Source organism: Streptomyces sp. BYX5S (assembly GCF_054724165.1).
In genome coordinates this window covers 6,218,723-6,239,740 of record NZ_CM138829.1, presented here as the reverse complement: position 1 = coordinate 6,239,740, position 21,018 = coordinate 6,218,723, and the positions used below count along the sequence as shown (strand labels likewise).

The 21,018-nt window shown below is 69.9% G+C and carries 20 protein-coding genes; 16 read left to right on the top strand and 4 right to left on the bottom strand.

Translation table 11 applies throughout. From position 1 onward, the window contains the following. Positions 1-222: 222 nt before the first annotated feature. Positions 223-519, top strand: coding sequence for a DUF4193 domain-containing protein (locus tag ACYBSK_RS28150; RefSeq protein WP_018535993.1), 297 nt, complete (start codon positions 223-225; stop codon positions 517-519). Between the two features lie 13 nt (positions 520-532). Then, positions 533-1,477 carry a hypothetical protein gene (locus ACYBSK_RS28145; protein WP_457480056.1) on the top strand — a complete coding sequence of 315 codons (945 nt, stop codon included), beginning with the start codon at positions 533-535 and terminating at the stop codon, positions 1,475-1,477. Here the strand turns inward: ACYBSK_RS28145 and ACYBSK_RS28140 are convergent. Continuing rightward, positions 1,474-1,923: a DUF3093 domain-containing protein gene (locus ACYBSK_RS28140; protein ID WP_457480055.1), complete on the bottom strand. Its 450-nt coding sequence runs from the start codon at positions 1,921-1,923 to the stop codon at positions 1,474-1,476. The two genes, ACYBSK_RS28145 and ACYBSK_RS28140, sit on opposite strands and share 4 nt — an antisense overlap. Positions 1,924-1,981: 58 nt before the next feature. Here ACYBSK_RS28140 and ACYBSK_RS28135 point away from each other — a divergent pair, with 58 nt between their 5' ends. The 7 genes from ACYBSK_RS28135 to ACYBSK_RS28105 all read left to right on the top strand — a co-directional run bounded on the left by ACYBSK_RS28135 (position 1,982) and on the right by ACYBSK_RS28105 (position 8,614). Continuing rightward, positions 1,982-2,566, top strand: a complete 585-nt coding sequence (locus ACYBSK_RS28135) for a PaaI family thioesterase (RefSeq protein WP_457480054.1) — start codon at positions 1,982-1,984, stop codon at positions 2,564-2,566. 2 nt (positions 2,567-2,568) lie between these two features. Beyond that, entirely contained in the window at positions 2,569-3,126 is a 558-nt protein-coding gene (gene dut / locus ACYBSK_RS28130) for a dUTP diphosphatase (protein WP_460247115.1), read from the top strand. A 1-nt stretch (position 3,127) separates the two neighbouring features. After that, positions 3,128-3,883, top strand: a complete 756-nt coding sequence (locus tag ACYBSK_RS28125; RefSeq protein WP_457480052.1) for a DUF3710 domain-containing protein — start codon at positions 3,128-3,130, stop codon at positions 3,881-3,883. Between the two features lie 185 nt (positions 3,884-4,068). Beyond that, positions 4,069-6,651 carry an ATP-binding protein gene (locus ACYBSK_RS28120; protein WP_460243805.1) on the top strand — a complete coding sequence of 861 codons (2,583 nt, stop codon included), beginning with the start codon at positions 4,069-4,071 and terminating at the stop codon, positions 6,649-6,651. Then, positions 6,648-7,331, top strand: a complete 684-nt coding sequence (locus ACYBSK_RS28115) for a response regulator (protein WP_385765769.1) — start codon at positions 6,648-6,650, stop codon at positions 7,329-7,331. Before ACYBSK_RS28120 ends, ACYBSK_RS28115 begins: the two co-directional genes overlap by 4 nt. An 80-nt stretch (positions 7,332-7,411) precedes the next feature. Beyond that, positions 7,412-7,822, top strand: coding sequence for an OB-fold nucleic acid binding domain-containing protein (locus ACYBSK_RS28110; protein WP_457480050.1), 411 nt, complete (start codon positions 7,412-7,414; stop codon positions 7,820-7,822). A gap of 3 nt (positions 7,823-7,825) precedes the next feature. After that, positions 7,826-8,614: a DUF3159 domain-containing protein gene (locus tag ACYBSK_RS28105; protein ID WP_460243804.1), complete on the top strand. Its 789-nt coding sequence runs from the start codon at positions 7,826-7,828 to the stop codon at positions 8,612-8,614. Positions 8,615-8,737: 123 nt separating this feature from the next. On the opposite strand, the gene ACYBSK_RS28100 is transcribed toward ACYBSK_RS28105, so the two are convergent. Together ACYBSK_RS28100 and ACYBSK_RS28095 are read right to left on the bottom strand one after the other, a co-directional pair. After that, positions 8,738-9,409, bottom strand: coding sequence for a potassium channel family protein (locus ACYBSK_RS28100; RefSeq protein WP_457480048.1), 672 nt, complete (start codon positions 9,407-9,409; stop codon positions 8,738-8,740). Further along, on the bottom strand, positions 9,409-10,077 hold the full coding sequence (locus tag ACYBSK_RS28095; protein ID WP_306318136.1) for a potassium channel family protein: 669 nt from the start codon (positions 10,075-10,077) through the stop codon (positions 9,409-9,411). Before ACYBSK_RS28095 ends, ACYBSK_RS28100 begins: the two co-directional genes overlap by 1 nt. Positions 10,078-10,347: 270 nt before the next feature. On the opposite strand from ACYBSK_RS28095, the gene ACYBSK_RS28090 reads away from it, so the two are divergent. The 5 genes from ACYBSK_RS28090 (at position 10,348) to ACYBSK_RS28070 (ending at position 17,075) form a co-directional block, all read left to right on the top strand. Next, the gene (locus ACYBSK_RS28090; RefSeq protein WP_460243803.1) at positions 10,348-12,393 is read left to right on the top strand and encodes an APC family permease; all 2,046 of its coding nucleotides are present in this window, start codon (positions 10,348-10,350) and stop codon (positions 12,391-12,393) included. Positions 12,394-12,537: 144 nt separating this feature from the next. Continuing rightward, on the top strand, positions 12,538-13,866 hold the full coding sequence (locus ACYBSK_RS28085) for a class I SAM-dependent RNA methyltransferase (RefSeq protein ID WP_457480046.1): 1,329 nt from the start codon (positions 12,538-12,540) through the stop codon (positions 13,864-13,866). A gap of 1,071 nt (positions 13,867-14,937) precedes the next feature. Then, positions 14,938-16,140: a hypothetical protein gene (locus ACYBSK_RS28080; protein ID WP_460243802.1), complete on the top strand. Its 1,203-nt coding sequence runs from the start codon at positions 14,938-14,940 to the stop codon at positions 16,138-16,140. Between the two features lie 351 nt (positions 16,141-16,491). Then, positions 16,492-16,686 carry a ribbon-helix-helix protein, CopG family gene (locus tag ACYBSK_RS28075; RefSeq protein ID WP_147995503.1) on the top strand — a complete coding sequence of 65 codons (195 nt, stop codon included), beginning with the start codon at positions 16,492-16,494 and terminating at the stop codon, positions 16,684-16,686. After that, entirely contained in the window at positions 16,683-17,075 is a 393-nt protein-coding gene (locus tag ACYBSK_RS28070; protein WP_460243801.1) for a type II toxin-antitoxin system death-on-curing family toxin, read from the top strand. The genes ACYBSK_RS28075 and ACYBSK_RS28070 overlap by 4 nt, the downstream gene beginning before the upstream one ends. 417 nt (positions 17,076-17,492) lie before the next feature. Here ACYBSK_RS28070 and ACYBSK_RS28065 read toward each other — a convergent pair whose 3' ends face one another. Beyond that, positions 17,493-17,927 (bottom strand): carbon-nitrogen hydrolase family protein, encoded by a 435-nt coding sequence (locus ACYBSK_RS28065; protein WP_460243800.1) that lies wholly within the window; start codon positions 17,925-17,927, stop codon positions 17,493-17,495. Here ACYBSK_RS28065 and ACYBSK_RS28060 point away from each other — a divergent pair. Together ACYBSK_RS28060 and ACYBSK_RS28055 are read left to right on the top strand one after the other, a co-directional pair. Further along, positions 17,914-19,554, top strand: coding sequence for a sulfatase (locus ACYBSK_RS28060; RefSeq protein ID WP_460243799.1), 1,641 nt, complete (start codon positions 17,914-17,916; stop codon positions 19,552-19,554). The genes ACYBSK_RS28065 and ACYBSK_RS28060 overlap by 14 nt on opposite strands. A gap of 115 nt (positions 19,555-19,669) precedes the next feature. Next, positions 19,670-21,013: an MFS transporter gene (locus ACYBSK_RS28055; protein WP_460243798.1), complete on the top strand. Its 1,344-nt coding sequence runs from the start codon at positions 19,670-19,672 to the stop codon at positions 21,011-21,013. The last annotated feature ends 5 nt before the right edge of the window (positions 21,014-21,018 follow it).

Sequence of the window (21,018 nt, the reverse complement as noted above, 5' to 3'; positions counted from 1 at the left end):
CACGGGAAGTACACGGGGTGGCGCCCGTGCGGCGCGGCAATCGGACCGTGTACGGTCCCGTTCGCCACCCAGAATGATCACTCGTGAGGGGTCCGGTTGGGTGTCGATTGAGTAACAGACCTTGATGTGAGGCAAAATCTCCGCCTCAGGTCGGGCACAAGTCCGGCCTCTCATGCGTTACGGCGCTTGAGACACCGCAGACACCCAGAGGGGGAGAGCGATATGGCAACGGATTACGACACCCCACGCAAGACCGATGACGACCTCAATGAAGACAGCATTGAGGAACTCAAGTCTCGGCGTAACGACAAGTCCGCGTCGAACGTCGACGTGGACGAGTTCGAGGCGGCGGAAGGCCTGGAACTTCCGGGCGCCGACCTCTCGAACGAAGAACTGGCCGTTCGCGTCCTGCCCAAGCAGCAGGACGAGTTCACCTGCATGAGCTGTTTCCTGGTGCACCACCGGAGCCAGCTCGCGCGGGAGAAGAACGGGCAGCCGATCTGCCGCGACTGCGACTGAGGCAGGGTCGGGCATGACCAGCTCGACCCCGCCCTGGAAGCGCCGTACCCGCAAGAAGCTGCGCGGGACGGCTCAAGGCCCGTCAGAGGCCGTGCGTGACGACGAGCGAGGCTCTTTCCCAGGAGCACCCGGCCAGTCCGGTGCCCCCGGAGAAGAAGCCTCGCTCGAATCGGCGCCCGACCCCGATGCGACGGGCGTCCTGTCGACGGGCGAAGAGGGCGACAAGACGGTGGCCGACAAGGACGGTGCGCGCAGAGGCGGCGCCGTCGCGAGAGGCGCCAGAACGGCCAGGACGGGGCTGGCCAAGGGCGGCGCCGCCGCCAAGGCCGGAATCGGCTATCTCGCCGACCGGATCATCGACAACGCGCCGCGGGTGCCCGTTCGGGACCTGACGGCCCTCCGCAAGCAGTTCCCGGGCCTGGAGCCCGAGAAGCTCGCGGACAAACTGGTGGCCGGCGCGACCGCCGCCACCTCCACGGTGGGCGCCGGAGTCGGTGCCGCCGCGATGCTGCCCGTACCGCCCGCGATGCCGTACGAGCTGGCCACGGAGATCACCGGCGTGGCCGCGATCGAGCTGAAGCTCATCGCCGAGTTGCACGAGGTCTACGGACTGCGTCCGCCGGGGAACCTGAAGGACCGCAGCACCGCGTATCTGACCTCGTGGACGGAGGAGCGCGGGATCGACGTGGCGAAGCCCGTGACGATCAACGCGGCCCTCGGCGGGCAGATGAAACGCGAGCTGCGGCAGCAGATCATGAAGCGCATGGTGCGGAACCTGCCGAGCCTGACCCCGTTCATGATCGGCGCGGCCGTGGGCGCGCTCATGAACCGGCGCGACACCAGGAAGCTCGCCGACCGGGTGCGTCAGGACCTGCGACGGCACCAGGTGCCCTGGGACGCCCTGCCCGAGCTGCCGCCCCTGGAGAAGCCGCGTGACGCCCTGCAGATCGAGGACTAGGCGCGGCTCAGAGCCTTTGCCAAAGCTTCAGGTTCGCGCGTCGACACGTACACGTACGGGGTCGGGTCCGAGGGGTCGGTGATCTCCGCCCGGACCGCGGTGGGGACGTAGCTGCGCAGCAGCATGAACGCGCGCGGGTCGGCCTTGTAGGTGCGCCAGGCGACGGCTTCCTCGGCGTCCAGGATCTCCACCTCGCCGAGCGCCGACAGCGGGATCTTCGCGTCGCCCGCGACCAGCGAGTCGGCCACGACACGGACCCGCGCCGAGCCGTACGAACTGGTGAACACCGCCGCGATGAGCAGACCGACGACGAAGCCGCCGAGCAGCGGCAACGTGCCGAAGGGCAGCAGGATGATGGCCCCGACCACGCCGACCATGAAGGTGATCAACCACCACGAGCGGGGCGCGGTGAGTCGTTCGTCGTAAGGCGTCGTCGAGAGCTCCATGGGGTCAAGCTTGGCATGATGCGTGCCCATACAGGGTGCGCGGGTAAGGTCTGCGCCTGTGAGTGGTACTTCTGCAGCTCTGACGCCCCCCGCCGACGCCATAGCACCGGTGCGGCACCCCGACGCTCCCGCCCCCGGAGAGCTCCTCGGCGCGCACTACGGACACTGTTTCGGCTGCGGCGGCGAGCAGCCGCACGGGCTGCACCTGGAGGCGCGGGCCGGCGAAGGCGTCGCCGTCACCGCCGAGTTCACCGTGCGCCCCGCCCATCAGGGCGCGCCGGGTCTCGCGCACGGCGGGATCCTCGCGACCGCCCTCGACGAGACGCTCGGCTCCTTGAACTGGCTGCTCCAGGCCATCGCCGTGACCGGTCGTCTGGAGACCGACTTCGTGCGGCCCGTCCCCGTGGACACGGTGCTGTTCCTGTCCGCCGAGGTGACGGCCGTGGCCGGGCGCAAGATCTACTCGACCGCGACCGGCCGGATCGGCGGCCCCGACGGGCCCGTCGCGGTGCGCGCCGACGCCCTCTTCATCGAGGTCAAGGTCGATCACTTCATCGAGAACGGCCGCCCGGAAGAGATCGAGGCGGCCATGAGCGACCCCGACCAGGTCAGGCGCGCCCGCGCCTTCGAGGTGAACCCGTGAGCATTTCCCCCAGCGGTCGAGGCGTCGGCCTCGACGTGCTCGTGCGGCGCGTCGACCCCGACGTGCCGCTGCCCTCGTACGCGCATCCCGGTGACGCCGGAGCCGATCTGCGGACCACCGAGGCGTGCGAACTCGCGCCCGGGGAGCGGGTCGTTCTGCCCACCGGAGTGTCTGTCGCCCTGCCCGAGGGGTACGCGGCCTTCGTGCATCCCAGATCCGGTCTCGCAGCACGCTGTGGCGTGGCTCTGGTGAATGCCCCGGGGACGGTGGATGCCGGGTACCGTGGGGAGATCAAGGTGATCGTGGTGAATCTCGATCCGCGCGAGAGCGTGCGGTTCGAGCGTTTCGACCGGATTGCCCAACTGGTGGTCCAGCAGGTCGAGAGGGTCCGCTTCCAGGAGGTCGCGGAGCTTCCCGATTCGGTGCGGGCCGAGGGGGGCTTCGGGTCCACCGGCGGGCACATGTCCGTAGGTGGTCCGACCGTTGCCGACAGCGGCACGGACGGTCAAAAGGGTGGGAATCGATACGCTTCGGTCGTATCCGACCGGGAAGGACAGTGACGTGTTCGGACGTCGCAAGAAGAACGGCGCCGCCGAGGATGCGGCCGGCGAGGCCGAGCAGGTCGTCGACAGCGTCGACACGGACGAGCAGGAGTCGGAGCGCGTCCGGCTCGAGCCCGAGCCCCGTCCCGACGGTCCCTGGGACGCCTCCGAGGTCCGCGAGCCCGGCGAGGGCCGGGTGGACCTGGGCGGAGTCTTCGTCCCCGGCGTGGAGGGCATGGAGCTGCGCGTGGAGGTCGCGGGCGACGCGATCGTCGCGGCGACCGTCGTCCTCCAGGACAGTGCGATCCAGCTGCAGGCCTTCGCCGCCCCCAAGAAGGAGGGCATCTGGGGCGAGGTCCGCGAGGAGATCGCCACGGGCATCACCCAGCAGGGTGGTGTGATCGACGAGGTCGAGGGCCCGCTCGGCTGGGAGCTGCGCGCCCAGGTGCCGGTGCAGCTGCCGGACGGCACGGGCGGCTTCCAGGTCGTACGGTTCATCGGCGTCGACGGCCCGCGCTGGTTCCTGCGCGGTGTGATCTCGGGGCAGGGTGCGGTGCAGCCGCAGGCGGCCGGTCTCCTGGAGCAGATCTTCCGTGACACCGTCGTGGTGCGCGGTGAGGGTCCGATGGCCCCGCGCGATCCGATCGTCCTCAAGCTTCCCGAGGACGCGCAGATGGTCGCCGAGAGCGCCCAGAGCGACGCGCAGGAGGCCTCGCGCTTCTCCGGCGGCATGGGCCAGCTGGCCCGCGGCCCGGAGATCACCGAGGTCCGCTGAGACGCTCTCGCCGCAGTACGTGTCCGGGGCCGCACCCTCAAGGGGGTGCGGCCCCGGCTTTTGCATGTGCCACGCATCAGGGTTGCGTCAAAGCCGACCTCCCGGCCGCCCTCCGCCCCATTTGCGCAGATCGTCGGCCGTAGGCTCGACGCTGCGCAGAGCAGTCACGGGAAGACAATGGGGCCATGGGACGCGGCAAGCTTCGGATCTACCTCGGTTCGGCACCGGGCGTCGGCAAGACGTACGCGATGCTGTCCGAGGCGCACCGCCGGGTGGAGCGGGGCACGGACTGCGTGGTGGCGTTCGTCGAGCACCACGACCGGCCGCGCACCGAGGTGATGCTGCACGGCCTGGAGCAGTTGCCGCGCCGAGAGATCGCCTACCGGGGCACCGTCTTCCAGGAGATGGACGTCGACGCCGCCCTGCGCCGCGCCCCCTCCGTCGCCCTCGTGGACGAACTGGCCCACACCAATGTGCCGGGCTCCCGCAACGCCAAGCGCTGGCAGGACGTCGAAGAACTGCTGGCTGCGGGTATCGACGTCATATCGACCGTCAACATTCAACATCTTGAGTCGTTGGGTGACGTGGTTGATTCGATCACCGGTGTACGTCAACGGGAGACGGTCCCCGACGAGGTGGTCCGGCGGGCCGACCAGATCGAGCTCGTCGACATGTCGCCCCAGGCGCTGCGCCGCCGCATGGCCCACGGCAACATCTACAAGCCCGACAAGGTCGACGCGGCCCTGTCCAACTACTTCCGCCCCGGCAACCTCACCGCGCTGCGCGAGCTGGCCCTCCTCTGGGTCGCCGACCGGGCCGACGAGTACCTCCAGGAGTACCGGGGCGAGCACAACATCCGCTCCACGTGGCAGGCCCGCGAGCGCATCGTCGTCGGCCTCACCGGCGGTCCCGAGGGCCGCACGCTGATCCGGCGCGCGGCGCGGCTCGCCGAGAAGGGCGCGGGCGGCGAGGTGCTCGCCGTCTACATCGCCCGCAGCGACGGCCTCACCGCCGCCTCGCCCAAGGAACTGGCCGTGCAGCGCACCTTGGTCGAGGACCTGGGCGGAACGTTCCACCACGTCATCGGCGACGACATCCCCGCGGCCCTCCTGGAATTCGCCCGCGGCGTCAACGCGACCCAGATCGTCCTCGGCTCCTCGCGCCGCAAGACCTGGCAGTACATCTTCGGCCCCGGAGTCGGCGCGACCGTCGCCCGCGAGTCGGGACCCGACCTCGACGTGCACATCGTCACGCACGACGAGGTCGCCAAGGGCCGCGGCCTGCCCGTCGCGCGCGGCGCCCGGCTCGGCCGCTCCCGGATCGTGTGGGGCTGGCTCATCGGCGTCGGCGGGCCCGCGCTGCTCTCGCTGATCCTCACGCACTCCGACAGCGACCTCGGCCTCGCCAACGACATGCTGCTGTTCCTGTCCCTGACGGTCGCCTCGGCGCTCGTCGGCGGGCTGCTTCCGGCGCTCGCCTCGGCCGCGTTCGGCTCGCTGCTCCTGAACTACTTCTTCACGCCGCCGCTGCACCTGTGGACCGTCGCCGACCCCCGCAACATCGTCGCCATCGTGATCTTCGTAGGGGTCGCCGTGTCGGTGGCCTCCGTGGTGGACCTCGCGGCGCGTCGCACGCACCAGGCCGCCAGGCTGCGCGCCGAGTCGGAGATCCTGTCCTTCCTCGCGGGCAGCGTGCTGCGCGGCGACGCCAGCCTCGACGCGCTCCTGGAACGCGTACGGGAGACCTTCGCCATGGAGTCGGTGGCGCTCCTGGAGCGGGAGCGCGACACGGCGCCGTGGACCTGCGCGGCGAGCGTCGGGCCGCGGCCGCTGGGCCGGCCCGAGGACGCCGACGTCGACATGCCGGTCGGCGACCACATGGCGCTCGCCCTGTCCGGGCGGGTGCTGCCCGCGGAGGACCGGCGCGTGCTCGCGGCCTTCGCCGCGCAGGCCGCCGTCGTCCTCGACCGGCAGCGCCTCAAGTCCGAGGCCGACCAGGCCCGCACGCTCGCCGAGGGCAACCGGATCCGGACGGCGCTGCTCGCCGCCGTCTCGCACGATCTGCGCACCCCGCTCGCCGGAATCAAGGCCTCGGTGTCGTCGCTGCGCTCCGAGGACGTCGACTGGTCGGACGAGGACCAGGCGGAACTGCTCGCCGGGATCGAGGAGGGCGCTGACCGGCTCGACCACCTCGTCGGGAACCTGCTCGACATGTCCCGCCTCCAGACCGGCACCGTCACCCCGCTCATCCGCGAGATCGACCTCGACGAGGTCGTGCCGCTGGCCCTCGTCGGCGTGCCCGACCCGGACCTCAGCGTCCACCTGGACGTGCCCGAGACGCTGCCCATGGTCAGCGTCGACAAGGGGCTCCTGGAGCGGGCCGTCGCCAACATCGTCGAGAACGCCGTCAAGTACAGCCCGCCCGACCAGCCCGTGCTCGTCGCCGCGAGCACGCTCGGCGACCGTCTGGAGCTGCGCGTCGTGGACCGCGGGCCCGGCGTCCCGGACGAGGCCAAGGACCGGATATTCGCCCCCTTCCAGCGCTACGGTGACGCTCCGCGGGGCGCCGGGGTGGGCCTCGGGCTCGCCGTGGCACGCGGCTTCGTCGAAGCCATGGGGGGCACGCTCAGCGCGGAGGACACTCCTGGAGGCGGGCTCACCATGGTCCTGACCCTGCGGGCCGCCGCCCGCGCCGCACCGGACACGGCCCCGGAAGCCGTGGAGACCGCAGTTCGCACAGCTGAACCCCAGAGAGGCAGGTACGCATGACCCGGGTGCTCGTGGTCGACGACGAGCCGCAGATCGTCCGCGCCCTCGTCATCAACCTGAAGGCGCGCAAGTACGAGGTGGACGCCGCCACGGACGGCGCGCAGGCGTTGCAGCTCGCCGCCGCCCGCCACCCCGATGTGATCGTTCTCGACCTGGGCCTGCCCGACATGGACGGCGTCGAGGTCATCAAAGGGCTGCGCGGCTGGACCCGCGTCCCCATCCTCGTGCTGTCCGCGCGGCACTCGTCCGACGAGAAGGTCGAGGCGCTGGACGCCGGCGCCGACGACTACGTGACGAAGCCCTTCGGCATGGACGAGCTCCTCGCCCGGCTGCGGGCCGCCGTACGGCGCGCCGAACCCACCGGCGGGACCGAGGACGAGGGGATCGTCGAGACGTCCGACTTCACGGTCGACATGGCCGCCAAGAAGGTCAACCGGGGCGGGCACGACGTACGGCTCACCCCCACCGAGTGGCACCTCCTGGAAGTCCTGGTGCGCAACACGGGCCGTCTCGTCAGCCAGAAGCAACTGCTGCAGGAGGTCTGGGGTCCCTCGTACGGGACCGAGACCAACTATCTGCGGGTGTACATGGCGCAGCTGCGCCGAAAGCTGGAGACCGACCCGTCGCACCCGCGGCACTTCGTCACGGAACCGGGAATGGGATACAGGTTCGAGCGGTGAGCCTCGGGTGTTGAGAAGCCCCGAAAGCGGGGTACACCAGCGAGTACGACCGTGTCGGAGGGCCCAGGTACGCTTCCAGTATGAGTGCTGTTCCTCGTTCCGACAGGACGCCCGAGAAGCCGACGGGCCGGTTCCGGCGCATGCTCGACAGGCTGTCCAGCTCCCAGGAGGACCTGGAGTCGGAGGAGCTGCGTGAGGACTCGGAGACCACCGGCTGTACGCGCATAGGCGACTGTGCGGACCGACAAATAGTCACCGTTACTGGTACGTTGCGCACGGTCACCCTCCGGCCACGCGCCGGAGTCCCGGCTCTGGAGGCGGAACTGTTCGACGGGTCCGCCGCCCTGGACGTGGTGTGGCTCGGCCGGCGTTCGATCGTGGGGATCGAGCCGGGGCGCAAACTCATCGCTTCGGGACGGATCTCGATGAGCCGGGGCCGTAGGGTGCTGTTCAATCCGAAGTACGAACTCAGACCGCTCGGACGGGAGTAGCCGGTGACGTCCCTCGACAAGCCGACCGACCGCGAACCCACAGGCCAGGACGGGCAGGACGTGACGGACAAGTCCGTGACCGAGGCCGCGCTCTTCGAGGCCTTCGGCGGCGTGCGGGGCATGGTGGAGACGGTCCTGCCGGGCCTGCTCTTCGTGAGCATCTTCACGGTCAACAAGGACCTGCACATGGCCGCCATCGCGGCCATCGCGGTGTCCCTGGTCATGGTGGCCGTGCGCCTCGTCATGAAGGACACCGTCAAGCACGCCTTCAGCGGCGTCTTCGGCGTCGCCTTCGGTGTGGTCTTCGCGATGATGACCGGCAACGCCAAGGACTTCTATCTGCCGGGCATGCTCTACACGTTGGGGCTCGCGCTCGCCTACATCATCACGACCTTGTGCGGTGTGCCCTTGATCGGCCTGATCCTCGGGCCGGTGTTCAAGGAGAACCTGTCGTGGCGCACGCGCAACCCGGGGCGCAAGAAGGCGTACGCGAAGGCGAGTTGGGCCTGGGGGCTCATCCTGCTGGCCAAGTGCGCGATCCTCTTCCCGATGTACTTCTGGGCGGACACGGATTCGGCCAACACCCAATTCGGCTGGGTGCTCGTCGCGTTGAAGATCCCGCCGTTCCTGCTGGCGGTGTGGCTGACGTGGGTGTTCCTCGCCAAGGCGCCCGCGCCGATCGACGTCTTCGCGGAGATGGAGGAGGCCGAGCGCCAGCGCGACGCCGACCGCGAGAAGGCGGAGGCCGCGCGGGCCGACGGTGGGGGCGCGCGGCACCGCCGCGAGGTCTGAGCGCCGTACGACCCCGAAAGACGACACGCCGTACGAAGCAACAAGGAGGCGGCCCCGAGTTCTTGGCTCGGGGCCGCCTCCTTGTTGCTTCGTACGGCGTTGCTCCGTCCGGCGCGGCGGCGCCTACGCGCCCTCGCGGCGGACCGACAGCAGGTCCTCCAGCTGTTCCTCGCGGGCCTGGGCCGCGACGAACAGCAGCTCGTCGCCCGCCTCGAGGGAGTCCTCGGGGCTGGGGGCCAGGACGCGCGTGCCACGGATGATCGTCACCAGGGACGTGTCCTGCGGCCACTGGACGTCGCCGACCCGCGTGCCGGCCAGCGCCGACTCCTCGGGGAGCGTCAGCTCGACCAGGTTCGCGTCGCCGTGGCTGAAGCGGAGCAGGCGGACGAGATCGCCCACGCTGACCGCCTCCTCGACGAGCGCCGACATCAGGCGCGGCGTGGAGACGGCGACGTCCACACCCCACGACTCGTTGAACAGCCACTCGTTCTTGGGGTTGTTGACGCGGGCGACGACCCGCGGGACCCCGTACTCGGTCTTCGCGAGCAGCGAGACGACCAGGTTGACCTTGTCGTCGCCGGTGGCCGCGATGACCACGTTGCAGCGCTGGAGCGCCGCCTCGTCCAGGGACGTGATCTCGCAGGCGTCGGCCAGCAGCCACTCCGCCTGCGGCACGCGCTCGACCGAGATGGCCGTCGGGGCCTTGTCGACGAGGAGGACCTCGTGACCGTTCTCCAGGAGCTCGCCCGCGATGGAGCGACCGACCGCCCCTGCTCCGGCAATGGCGACCCTCATCAGTGACCGCCCTCCTCAGGGCCCTCGGCGAACGCCGCCTCGACCTTCTCGACGTCGTCCGTGCGCATCATCACGTGCACCAGGTCGCCCTCCTGGAGCACCGTCTGCGACGTCGGCAGGATCGCCTCGCCGAGCCGGGTCAGGAACGCGACGCGCACGCCGGTCTCCTCCTGGAGGCGGCTGATCTTCTGGCCGATCCAGGACTCCGAGGCGTGCACCTCGGCGAGCTGGACGCCCCCGGTGGGGTCGCGCCACAGCGGCTCGGCGCCGGACGGCAGAAGGCGCCGCAGCATCTGGTCGGCGGTCCAGCGGACCGTGGCGACCGTCGGGATGCCGAGACGCTGGTAGACCTCCGCGCGGCGGGGGTCGTAGATGCGCGCCGCCACGTTCTCGATGCCGAACATCTCGCGCGCGACCCGCGCGGCGATGATGTTCGAGTTGTCACCGCTGGAGACGGCGGCGAAGGCGCCCGCCTCCTCGATGCCCGCTTCGCGCAGGGTGTCCTGGTCGAAACCGACTCCGGTGACGCGACGGCCGCCGAAACCCGAACCCAGGCGACGGAACGCCGTCGGGTCCTGATCGACCACGGCGACCGTGTGGCCCTGCTGCTCCAGGGTCTGGGCGAGTTGGGACCCTACTCGGCCACAGCCCATGATCACGATATGCACGGCCCTACCCCGCACTCCTCATAGGCCTTTTGACCTGCGTAAACGTCCTGCTCATGTCTCTCTCTCGCGGCTCGGTCCAGCCGGTGCGGCTCGATCTCGGGCACGATGCGGGCTGCTGTGCGGCTCGCGCTCTGGACCACCGTATCGGCTATGCGGGAGATCTCCTCCTTCGCGTCCACGGGGAGATCGTCCAGGGCGTGGCGCAGAGCACGAAGCTGAATGGGGGTGGTGGGTGGGCGCCCCCGCGTTCGAACGCTTACGATCCTCTCCGTGTCCAAACTGACCGACGTGCCCAAACGGATCTTGATCGGGCGCGCACTGCGCAGTGACCGGCTTGGGGAAACGCTCCTGCCGAAGCGCATCGCACTCCCCGTTTTCGCCTCCGACCCGCTGTCCTCCGTGGCGTATGCGCCCGGTGAGGTCCTGCTGGTCCTCTCCATCGCGGGCGTGTCGGCGTACCACTTCAGCCCCTGGATCGCGGTCGCGGTCGTCGTGCTGATGTTCACGGTCGTCGCCTCCTACCGCCAGAACGTGCACGCCTACCCGAGCGGTGGCGGCGACTACGAGGTGGCGAACACCAACCTCGGGCCGAAGGCCGGGCTCACCGTCGCCAGCGCCCTCCTCGTCGACTACGTGCTGACCGTGGCCGTGTCGATCTCCTCCGGCATCGAGAACCTGGGCTCCGCGATCCCCTTCGTGGTCGAGCACAAGGTGCTGTGCGCGGTCGCCGTGATCGTGCTGCTCACGCTGATGAACCTGCGCGGTGTGAAGGAGTCGGGGAAGCTTTTCGCGATTCCCACGTACGTCTTCGTGGCCGGCGTCTTCATCATGATCGTCTGGGGTGCCTTCCGCGGGATCGTCCTCGACGAGACCATGAAGGCGCCCACCGCCGACTTCCACATCAAGGCCGAGCACCAGGGCCTCGCGGGCTTCGCGCTCGTCTTCCTGCTGCTGCGGGCCTTCTCCTCCGGCTGTGCGGCGCTCACCGGTGTCGAGGCGATCTCCAACGGCGTGCCGGCGTTCCGCAAGCCCAAGTCGAAGAACGCGGCGAGCACGCTCGCGCTCATGGGCGCCCTCGCCGTCACGATGTTCTGCGGCATCATCGGCCTCGCCCTCGCGACCGATGTGCGGATGGCCGAGAACCCGGCGAAGGACCTGATCCACAACGGCGCGGCGGTCGGCGCCGGCTTCGTCCAGGACCCGGTGATCTCGCAGGTGGGCAAGGCCGTCTTCGGAGACGGCAGCTTCATGTTCCTGGTCCTCGCGGCCGCCACCGCCCTCGTCCTCTTCCTCGCGGCCAACACCGCGTACAACGGCTTCCCGCTGCTCGGCTCGATCCTCGCCCAGGACCGCTACCTGCCGCGCCAGCTGCACACCCGCGGCGACCGCCTCGCGTTCTCCAACGGCATCGTGCTGCTCGCGGGCGCCGCGGCCCTCCTGGTCGTCATCTACGGCGCCGACTCGACCCGCCTGATCCAGCTCTACATCGTCGGCGTGTTCGTGTCGTTCACCCTCAGCCAGACCGGCATGGTCCGGCACTGGAACCGGCACCTGACCACCGAGCGGGACCCCGCCAAGCGCCGCCACATGATCCGCTCGCGCGCGATCAACGCGTTCGGTGCCTTCTTCACCGGCCTCGTCCTCGTGGTCGTCCTCCTCACGAAGTTCACGCACGGCGCCTGGGTCGCGCTGCTCGGCATGGTCATCTTCTTCGTGACGATGACCGCGATCCGCAAGCACTACGACCGGGTCGCCGAGGAGATCGCCGCCCCCGAGGTGCCGTCCGACGACAGCGTGCGCCCCTCCCGGGTGCACTCCATCGTCCTCGTGTCGAAGATCCACCGGCCGACGCTGCGGGCGATCGCGTACGCCAAGTTGATGCGTACGGACACCCTTGAGGCGCTGAGCGTCAATGTTGATCCAGTAGAGACGAAGGCATTGAGGGACGAGTGGGAGCGTCGTGGCATTGACGTTCCGCTCAAGGTTCTCGACTCGCCGTACCGGGAGATCACCCGGCCGATCATCGAGTACGTGAAGAACCTGCGCCGCGAGTCCCCGCGCGATGCGGTCAGCGTGATCATCCCCGAGTACGTGGTCGGTCACTGGTACGAGCACCTGCTGCACAACCAGAGCGCGCTGCGCCTCAAGGGCCGCCTGCTCTTCACACCCGGCATCATGGTGACCTCCGTGCCCTACCAGCTGGAGTCCTCCGAGGCCGCGAAGAAGCGGGCCCGCAGGCGGTCCGAGTGGAACGCGCCGGGCGCCGTGCGGCGCGGCCCGGTCGAGAAGCGCCCCAAGGAGCCCAGCTCGAAGTGAGCGGCCCCCCGCGCCGAGCGGGGACCCCGGCCGTGGTGAGCGGTCGGACATCAGCCACGTAAACTGGTGGGCTGTTGTCCGGCCGCTTTTTCCATGACCACCGTGACGACCGAAGACCTTCCCCTTACGTACTGGAGCCCCGCCATGCAGGCAGAACCGACGAAGTCACTGGTGGGGGAGGAGTACGAGGTCGAGGTCGGACCCGTCGCGCACGGCGGTCACTGCATCGCGCGCACGGCCGAGGGCCAGGTCCTGTTCGTCCGGCACACCCTGCCCGGCGAGCGGGTCGTCGCCCGCGTCACCGAGGGCGAGGAGGGCGCGCGCTTCCTGCGCGCCGACGCGGTCACCGTGCTCGAACCGTCCAAGGACCGCGTCGAGGCGCCCTGCCCGTACGCGGGCCCCGGCCGCTGCGGCGGCTGCGACTGGCAGCACGCGAAGCCCGGCGCCCAGCGCCGCCTGAAGGGCGAGGTCATCGCCGAGCAGCTGAAGCGCCTCGCGGGCCTCACCCCCGAGGAGGCCGGCTGGGACGGCACGGTCATGCCGGCCGAGGGCGACAAGCTCCCGGCGGGCGAGGTGCCGCAGTGGCGCACGCGCGTCCAGTACGCGGTCGACGCCGACGGCAACGCGGGCCTGCGCCGCCACCGCTCCCACGAGGTCGAGCCGATCGAGCACTGCATGATCGCGGCCGAGGGCGTCTCCGAGCTGGGCATCGAGCAGCGCGACTGGTCCGGCATGGAGTCGGTCGAGGCGATCGCGGCGAGCGGCTCGCAGGACCGTCAGGTGATCCTCACGCCGAAGGTCGGCGCCCGCCTGCCCATCGTCGAGCTCGACAAGCCGGTGTCCGTGATGCGCGTGGGCGAGAAGGACGGCGGCGTGCACCGCGTCCACGGCCGCCCCTTCGTGCGCGAGCGCGCCGACGACCGGACGTACCGCGTCGGCAGCGGCGGCTTCTGGCAGGTGCACCCGAAGGCGGCGGACACGCTGATGCGCGCCGTCATGCAGGGCCTGCTCCCGCGCAAGGGCGACATGGCGCTCGACCTGTACTGCGGCGTCGGCCTCTTCGCGGGCGCGCTCGCGGACCGGGTCGGCGACAAGGGAGCGGTGCTCGGCATCGAGTCCGGCAAGCGGGCCGTCGAGGACGCCCGGCACAACCTGGACTCCTTCGAGCGGGTCCGTATCGAGCAGGGCAAGGTCGAGGCGGTCCTGCCGCGCACCGGCATCTCCGAGGTCGACCTCATCGTCCTCGACCCGCCGCGCGCGGGCGCCGGCAAGAAGACGGTCTCCCACCTCACGACGCTGGGCGCGCGCCGCGTCGCGTACGTCGCGTGCGATCCGGCGGCGCTGGCGCGGGACTTGGCGTACTTCAAGGAGGGTGGGTACAGGGTGCGGACGTTGCGGGCGTTCGATCTGTTTCCGATGACGCATCATGTGGAGTGCGTGGCGATTCTGGAGCCTGTGGCAAAGGGTGCCTGACCTGTGGTCTTGTGGACCGGCTGGACGGCTCGACCTGTTTCTCTCCGCCCATCACGTGAAGCATCGCGCACGCCCCCACTGCCTATCTGACCTGCGGCTTCGCCTGACGGGATGCAAGTGGACCTGGCTTCTGCGGGCCGGTCGGGGCAACGTGCTGACGCTCGTGCGACGCTGATCCTGACGAGGCGTCATGGCCGCTGGTGTTGAACAGGGTGTCGTGCGCCCTCTTGGCTTGTCCTACCGTTTTCCATGCGGGTCCACGCCGGTCATTCGTAGGATCGGTGAGCCCGAGGACTCCGGGTATGGCAGGGAGCTTGTCGCCGCTCGATGGCTGAAATGACTTGGCCGCCCGGAGCCCGTGACGGTCACAACCGCGTGACGGCGAGATGCCGGCATGGTTGACCAGCACGTCGAAGCGGTCCACCTGAGCCGCGGCCTTCACGACGCCGTCAGGAGTGCTTTCTCCCCCTCGTGCGCGATACGTCCGTGCAGGCTGCGTTCGTTGAGCAGCGCGAGGGTCTGGTCCGCGTCCTACCGGTAGTCCGTCAAGCCCCTACCGCTGGGTTTGACGGACTACCGGTAACCGGTCCTGTTCGCCCTCACTGGCGTAGAGCTCGGCGCGTGCCCGCAGCTCAGCGTGGGAACCGAGGACGAGTTCGGTGCAGCTCCCGGCCCAGCGCGGCGCGCCGGTCGCGGTGTCGCGTCCTTCGAAGACGCTCTTGTCGTGGGCGACCGGCGCCCAACTGATGCCCTGGTCGAGGAGGTTGACGAAGTAGTCGTTGGGCAGACTGCCGGGTGTCCGGGTGAAGACGCCGAGTGCGGTGTTCTGGGAGGTGACTGACAGTGTCCCCCGGACAGGCCGTAGCGAGGCGGATCCGGCGGGTGCGCATGAGCCCGGTGGCCTCCCAGGGGCCTGTCGAAAGCCTCCGTGGGGCCCGTTTCGAAAGTGACCTTCTGAGGTGGAGGGCCGCACGTCCGTTCTGGTGACGCAGGGGAACCTGCCGGAATGGCACACGAGGAGTGGGTCGTGCTCCCACTACGTTCCGGCTCATGCAGTGTCATCGTCATTTTGTGCGAAATGCAACCGTCGGCGCGGTCACGGGCCTTGTGCTCGGCGTCTGCACGCCCGCCTGGGCCGCCCCCCGGGCCGCGGGCTCCGAGTCCTTCTCCTACACCGGCGCGACCCAGACCTTCACGGTCCCCGAGGATGTCTGCGAGATGACCGTGGACGCGTCCGGCGCCGAAGGCGGCAGCGGAGCGCACAACACTTACACCAACGCGCAGAGTCCGGGCGGCCAGGGCGCTCAGGCTCGTGCGGCCGTTCGGGTCACCCCGGGCGAGCAGTTGACCGTCACTGTGGGCGGCCGGGGCAGCGACGCCTCCCCACGCGGCGGGTACGGCGCCGGTGGCTACGGCGGTGGTGGCGACGGCGGCACCGTGGACGATCAGCACGATGCCGCGGCCGCGGGCGGTGGCGGAGGCGGTGCCACCAGCCTGACCCGGGCGGGCACTCCGGTGGTGGTGGCCGGCGGTGGTGGAGGGGGCGGCGGCGGCACCCTCATCCTCGCCCGCGAGGAGGCCGCCACAGAGGCCGTGGGCGCCGGCGGGGACGGCGGGGAGGCGGGCGCGGCCGGCCAGGAGGGGTACGACAGGGCCGGTAACGGCGGCAAGGGCGGCAGGCCGGGCGGCGAGGGCGGAGCCGGCGGCGCGGGCGGCGCGGGTTCGCAGGCCGCGGGCATCGCGGGCGACGCTGCGAGCGGCAGCGCCGGAGGCGACGGCGGCGACATTTCCGACCCCGAGCGTCAGGGTGGCGGAGGCGGCGGCGGGGGCGGCGCCACCGGTGGTGGAGGCGGTGGCGCCAGTGGGGACAGCGGCAGGTACAACGGTGGTGGCGGTGGTGGCGGTGGTGGCGGCTCCAGCACCGGCCCGGCAGGCGCCACCTTCACCGGCGGGGTCCGCGCAGGCAACGGCACCCTCACCCTCGACTGGGCGGAAGGGACCTGCGAGACACCCACCCCCACCCCTACTCCCACCCCCACCGCGACTCCCACGCCGACCGCGTCCGCGAGCCCGGAGCCGATCCCCACGCCCAGCGCCTCCGCGAGCACGGCGGCAACCCTCACCCCGACTTCCACTCCCTCCGCCTCGCCGACCGGACAGCTCGCGGACACCGGGACCGACGGCTCGCTCCTGACCGGCGCGGCGCTCCTCGGACTCGCCGGCGGCGCCGCGCTCCTCGCCGCGCGACTCCTGCGGCAGCGCACCCGCGATTGACCGGGGCCTGGGGTGGGCCGCTCCCTACTCGCGCGTCGGGGGCGGCCTACAGCCAACGGCCTCAACGGTCTTTCTTGGATTCCGGGTGGCCTGTTCGGCTTGTTCTCGTTCGCGGAATGAGTCGACTGAGGTTCGCTCGGGGAACGGTCCGAGCCGCAGTTTCGAGGGCCGGCGCGGATCTCTTCGGCTCCGGGGCGCGTGGACCTGAGGCGTCGCCACGGGGCAGGGACTCCGGTTCCGGGGTGGCGACCGCGCCTCCCCGACCGTGCACAAGGGCCGGCTCCGTAGCCCAGGGGCTTGAGTGGCAGGTATCACCTCGCCGCCTAGATACCAGACTGGTATCATTACCGTATGGCGATGACACTCCGACTCCCCGACGACCTTGACGCGAAGCTCACCGAGCGTGCTCGTCGGGAACGCCGCAGCAAGCAGGAGCTTGCCATTGAGGCCATCCGAGACGCCCAGAACCGGGCCGAGCTGAAGGTCGATGACGTCCTGGCCGAGCTCATGGACAGCGATGCGGAGATCCTGGACTACCTGAAGTGACCGAAGTGCGCTACATCCAGATCGACGAGATCCTTACCATCGTTCGCGCGGTCAACGGTACCGAGCACAGCGTGCGTGACATGGGGCTCTTGGTGTCAGCAATCGAACGGCCCCGGACCAACGTGTTCGGGGCCGAGCTATACCCCACGCTGCACGAGAAGGCGGCCGCACTGCTGCACTCCGTCGCCCGCAATCACGCGTTGATCGACGGCAACAAGCGCACCGCTTGGCTCGCCATGCGCGTCTTCCTGCGGTTCAACGGCGTCGGAGCCGAAATCGCCCCGCCGTCCGTCTCCATTGCCGGTCCGTTCGTCGAGGAAGTTGCGCAGGACCATATCGATGTACCGGCCATTGCCAAGCGCCTGGCGGCCTGGTTCCCCGTTTCTTGACGTTCGACATCGTCAGAGCAGGGGTGGAATGAGGTTCCTTGAGCCATACCGGCTGGGCACGGGCACATTCCTTGGCGAGATCATCGACAGGGTCGCCCCGCCCCGCTACAGACCGACCCCGTCCCGGCGCGTAGGAATCGAGGCGCGGGAGCCGTACGAGGTGAGGCCACTCACCGCAGGCCGCCCAGCGGTTGTCCGGCCAGCCGTGACGCTCACGTGACGCTCTGGGCGCCCTCACGCTGCTCGGCGAGCCGATAAAGCTCCTCTGACCTGCTCTTCTCCGCGAATAGCCCAGGCCGACATCTTTTCGATGACGCACCATGTGGAGTGCGTGGCGATTCTGGAGCCTGCGAACAAGGGTTCCTGACCTGTGGTTACGCGGTTCTGGTGAGTCGTTCGACGCGTTCGGGGGAGTCGTCAGGAGGTCCCGCCCTTGAGCCAGTCCGGCGTGTGGAATCCGCCGCCGCCGTACATCGGGAGCTTCACCGCCATGCCGTAGCGGGCGAGTTGGGTCCAGGGGCGGTTGAGGCCGGCGGAGCCGTACGCGCGGACGCGGGTGACGGCGTCGAGGTCGAGGACGTCGACGAGGATCTCCTCGCCGGGTCCGGCCTGTTGGCGCACGATGCCCTCGGGGTCGACGACGGTGCTCTGGCCGACCCCGGCCGGGTCGGCGGCGTTGACGTTGACGACGTGGACCTGGTTGGTCCAGGCGTTGGCGCGCGCGCAGACGAGTTCCATCTCCCGGTCGCGGGTGGGCGTGAGAGTGGGCTGGATGATGACTTCCGCGCCCAGCCAGGCGAGCTGGCGGACCGTTTCGGGGAAGGAGCCGTCGTAGCAGATGGCCAGGCCCACCCGGCCCGCGCCGGCCCGCCGCGAGATCCACACCGGGCGGCACAACTTCCTGCACCGCAGCTGGGGGCCGTTGGAGCCGTTCGACGACTCCATGCCCGAACTGCTCAAGCAGAACGGCGGCGTCTACACCTATCTCGTCAGCGATCACCCGCACTACTGGGAGGACGGCGGCGCCACCTACCACGGCCGCTACCACACCTGGGAGTTCTTCCGCGGTCAGGAGGGCGATCCGTGGAAGGGGCAGGTCGCCGACCCCGAAATACCGGAGGACCTGAAGAAGGTCCGCTTCGGCGCCTACCGCCAGGACTGGGTGAACCGCCCCCACATGGCGACCGAGGACCGGCATCCGCAGACCCTCACCTTCGACGCCGGACTCGACTTCATCCGCACCAACCGGGAATCCGACCGGTGGTTCGTGCAGATCGAGACCTTCGACCCGCACGAGCCGTTCTTCAGCCACCAGCCGTACAAGGACCTCTACCCGCACGACTACGAGGGCCCGCACTTCGACTGGCCCGACTACAAGCGGGTCGTGGAGAGCGATGAACAGGTCGAGCACGGCCGGTTCGAGTACGCGGCCCTCCTGTCGATGTGCGACCACTCCCTGGGCCGCGTCCTGGACACCATGGACGAGCTGGAACTGTGGGACGACACGCTGCTGATCGTCTGCACCGACCACGGCCTGCTGCTCGGCGAGAAGGGCTGGTGGGGCAAGAGCGTCCAGCCGTGGTTCAACGAACTCGTCCATCTGCCGCTCTTGGCCTGGGACCCGCGCGCCGCCACCGCCGGAGCGCGGCGTGAGGCGCTCGTGCAGACCATCGACCTGGCCCCGACGTTCCTGGAGTTCTTCGGCGTCGGCCGCCCGCGCGACATGCGGGGCGAGCCGCTGCCGATCGCCGAGGACACCCCCGTGCGAGAGGCGGGCCTGTTCGGCATCCACGGCGGGCACGTCAACGTCACCGACGGCCGGTACGTCTACATGCGGGCACCCGCCTCGCCCGACAACGCGCCCCTGTTCGAGCACACCTTGATGCCGACGCACATGCGGGGCCGCTTCTCACCCGCCGAACTCGTGGACCTGGAACTGGCCGAGCCGTTCACCTTCACCAAGAACGTCCGCACCGTGCGCGTGCCGGGCCGCACCCTGGTCAACCCCTACCACCACGGCACGCTCCTCTTCGACCTGGAGACCGACCCCGAACAGAGCTCACCCCTGGTCGACGACGCCGCCGAACTCCGCATGGCCACCTTGATGGTGGAGCTGATGCGGGCCGAGGACGCGCCGCCCAGCCAGTACGAACGCCTCGGGCTGCCCGCCGAGGGACCGGTGACCCAGAAGCACCTGCTGGTCCGCGCCCAGCGCGAACAGGCGGAACGGGCCGCCCTGCCACTGCCCCGCGCCGAGGACTACCCCGAGGGACGCCTCTCCCTGCGTACGCCGCTCAAGGCGCTGCTCTCCGACCCGGTGGCCGTCGAAGTGCTGCGCAGGCACCTGCCCGGTGTCGTCGACTCCGAGCTGCTTCAGATGCTGGGCCCCACACCGCTCATCGACGTCGCCGCGATGGCAGGAGCGATGTTCCCCGTGCCGGGTCTGCGCCGCGTCGCCGACGAACTCGCCCAACTCTGATCCCTGCATGGCCTGTTGAGCCGGTGACGGGGTTGCCGCCCCGTCACCGGCAGTCGGCCTGCCATCTCCCCACTGATCTCCCGCCAAGAAAACCGCAGAGAAATGAGAGGGCACGATGACCGAGCTCAGCCAGAGCACCGTCATGCCCACGGCCGAGGTCCCGGTGAAAGGGCGCTGGCGACAGCTGTCCCTGCTCGGCGGCACCATGCTGGTCGACAGCACCGAGGCGAGCCTTGTCAGCAGCCTGTTCCCGCTGATCCGGCAGTCCCTCGGGGTCTCCCTCGGAGCACTGGGCATCCTCACCGCCTCCGGCAAGATCGTGGGCGCCTTCACCGGGCCCTTCTGGGTGTGGGCCGCGCAGCGCTGGTCGCGCAAGAGCGTCCTGGTCGTGGCCACCGGGCTGTGGGGCGTCTGGGGCGTGGCCGCGGGCTTCGCGCAGAACTTCGCCCAACTCCTCGTCCTCTACACCGTCCTGGCGGCCGGCTACGCCGCCGCCCACCCCATCATCACCGAGCTGATCGGCGACCTCTTCGGCGGATCGTCCCGCGGCCGCGCGGTCGGTGTGGTCTACGGCGCGGTCTCGCTGGTCAGCGCCGGGATCGGCCCGCTCAAGGGGCAACTGGCCGGCGTCGACGAGGGCTGGCGCTGGGGCCTGTGGGGCATCGGCGCCTTCAACATCGTGCTCGGCATCGCCCTGTGGATCTGGTTCCGCGACCCGGGACGAGGAGCGGCCGAGCGGCAACTGGCCGACCTCGACCGCGCCACACGCGACGCCCACTCGAAGCTCACCTGGCACAAGGCGCTCTCGCTGCTGAAGATCCGCAGCCTGGTCCTCCTCCTCGTCTCCCGGCTCCTGTCGGGCCACCTCCTGGTGGGCACCTTCGGGGTGGTCTTCCTGGTGGACGTGTACGGCTTCAGCGCCCAGAAGGCGGCGATCGTGCTGCTGCCCTTCGGCATCGGCTACTTCCTCGGCACGCTGCTCGGCGGCGTCGTGGCCGACTGGGCCACCCGGCGCAGCCCGCGCCACGGACTCGTCGCGGTCCTGCAAGCGGCCCAGTTCGTCTTCGCGCTCGTCGCCTTCTTCGGCACGCAGTTCGACTACGGCAGCATCGCCCTGTTCGGCATCTTCTTCGCCCTCATGGGCGCCACGCAGGGGATCAACCCCAGCGTCAACCGCCCCATGGTCATGGCCATCACCCCGCCCGAACTGCGCGGCGCCGCCTTCGCGCTCTACGTCTCCGTCTTCGAGGCGATCGCCTGGGCCGCGTTCAGCCTCGGCGCGGGCTTCCTCGGCGACGTCATCGGACTGCGCTCGGTCTTCCTGTGGGCCCTCGTGATCCTCATGCTGATCAACGGAGCGTTCCTGACACTCCTCTACCGCCCCTACGCCGATGATGTGGCCCGCGTCCAGCGGGATCTGCAAGCACGACGCGATCAGGCGCTCGGTCACAGCACCTGATCCGT

What these genes read in the sequence shown, in the direction of transcription:
- ACYBSK_RS28150 (WP_018535993.1), top strand. Translation starts at nt 223, where the DNA reads ATGGCAACGGATTACGACACCCCACGCAAGACCGATGACGACCTCAAT.
- ACYBSK_RS28145 (WP_457480056.1), top strand. Translation starts at nt 533, where the DNA reads ATGACCAGCTCGACCCCGCCCTGGAAGCGCCGTACCCGCAAGAAGCTG.
- ACYBSK_RS28140 (WP_457480055.1), bottom strand. Translation starts at nt 1,923, where the DNA reads ATGGAGCTCTCGACGACGCCTTACGACGAACGACTCACCGCGCCCCGC.
- ACYBSK_RS28120 (WP_460243805.1), top strand. Translation starts at nt 4,069, where the DNA reads ATGGGACGCGGCAAGCTTCGGATCTACCTCGGTTCGGCACCGGGCGTC.
- ACYBSK_RS28115 (WP_385765769.1), top strand. Translation starts at nt 6,648, where the DNA reads ATGACCCGGGTGCTCGTGGTCGACGACGAGCCGCAGATCGTCCGCGCC.
- ACYBSK_RS28110 (WP_457480050.1), top strand. Translation starts at nt 7,412, where the DNA reads ATGAGTGCTGTTCCTCGTTCCGACAGGACGCCCGAGAAGCCGACGGGC.
- ACYBSK_RS28100 (WP_457480048.1), bottom strand. Translation starts at nt 9,409, where the DNA reads ATGAGGGTCGCCATTGCCGGAGCAGGGGCGGTCGGTCGCTCCATCGCG.
- ACYBSK_RS28085 (WP_457480046.1), top strand. Translation starts at nt 12,538, where the DNA reads ATGCAGGCAGAACCGACGAAGTCACTGGTGGGGGAGGAGTACGAGGTC.
- ACYBSK_RS28075 (WP_147995503.1), top strand. Translation starts at nt 16,492, where the DNA reads ATGGCGATGACACTCCGACTCCCCGACGACCTTGACGCGAAGCTCACC.
- ACYBSK_RS28060 (WP_460243799.1), top strand. Translation starts at nt 17,914, where the DNA reads ATGGCCAGGCCCACCCGGCCCGCGCCGGCCCGCCGCGAGATCCACACC.
- ACYBSK_RS28055 (WP_460243798.1), top strand. Translation starts at nt 19,670, where the DNA reads ATGACCGAGCTCAGCCAGAGCACCGTCATGCCCACGGCCGAGGTCCCG.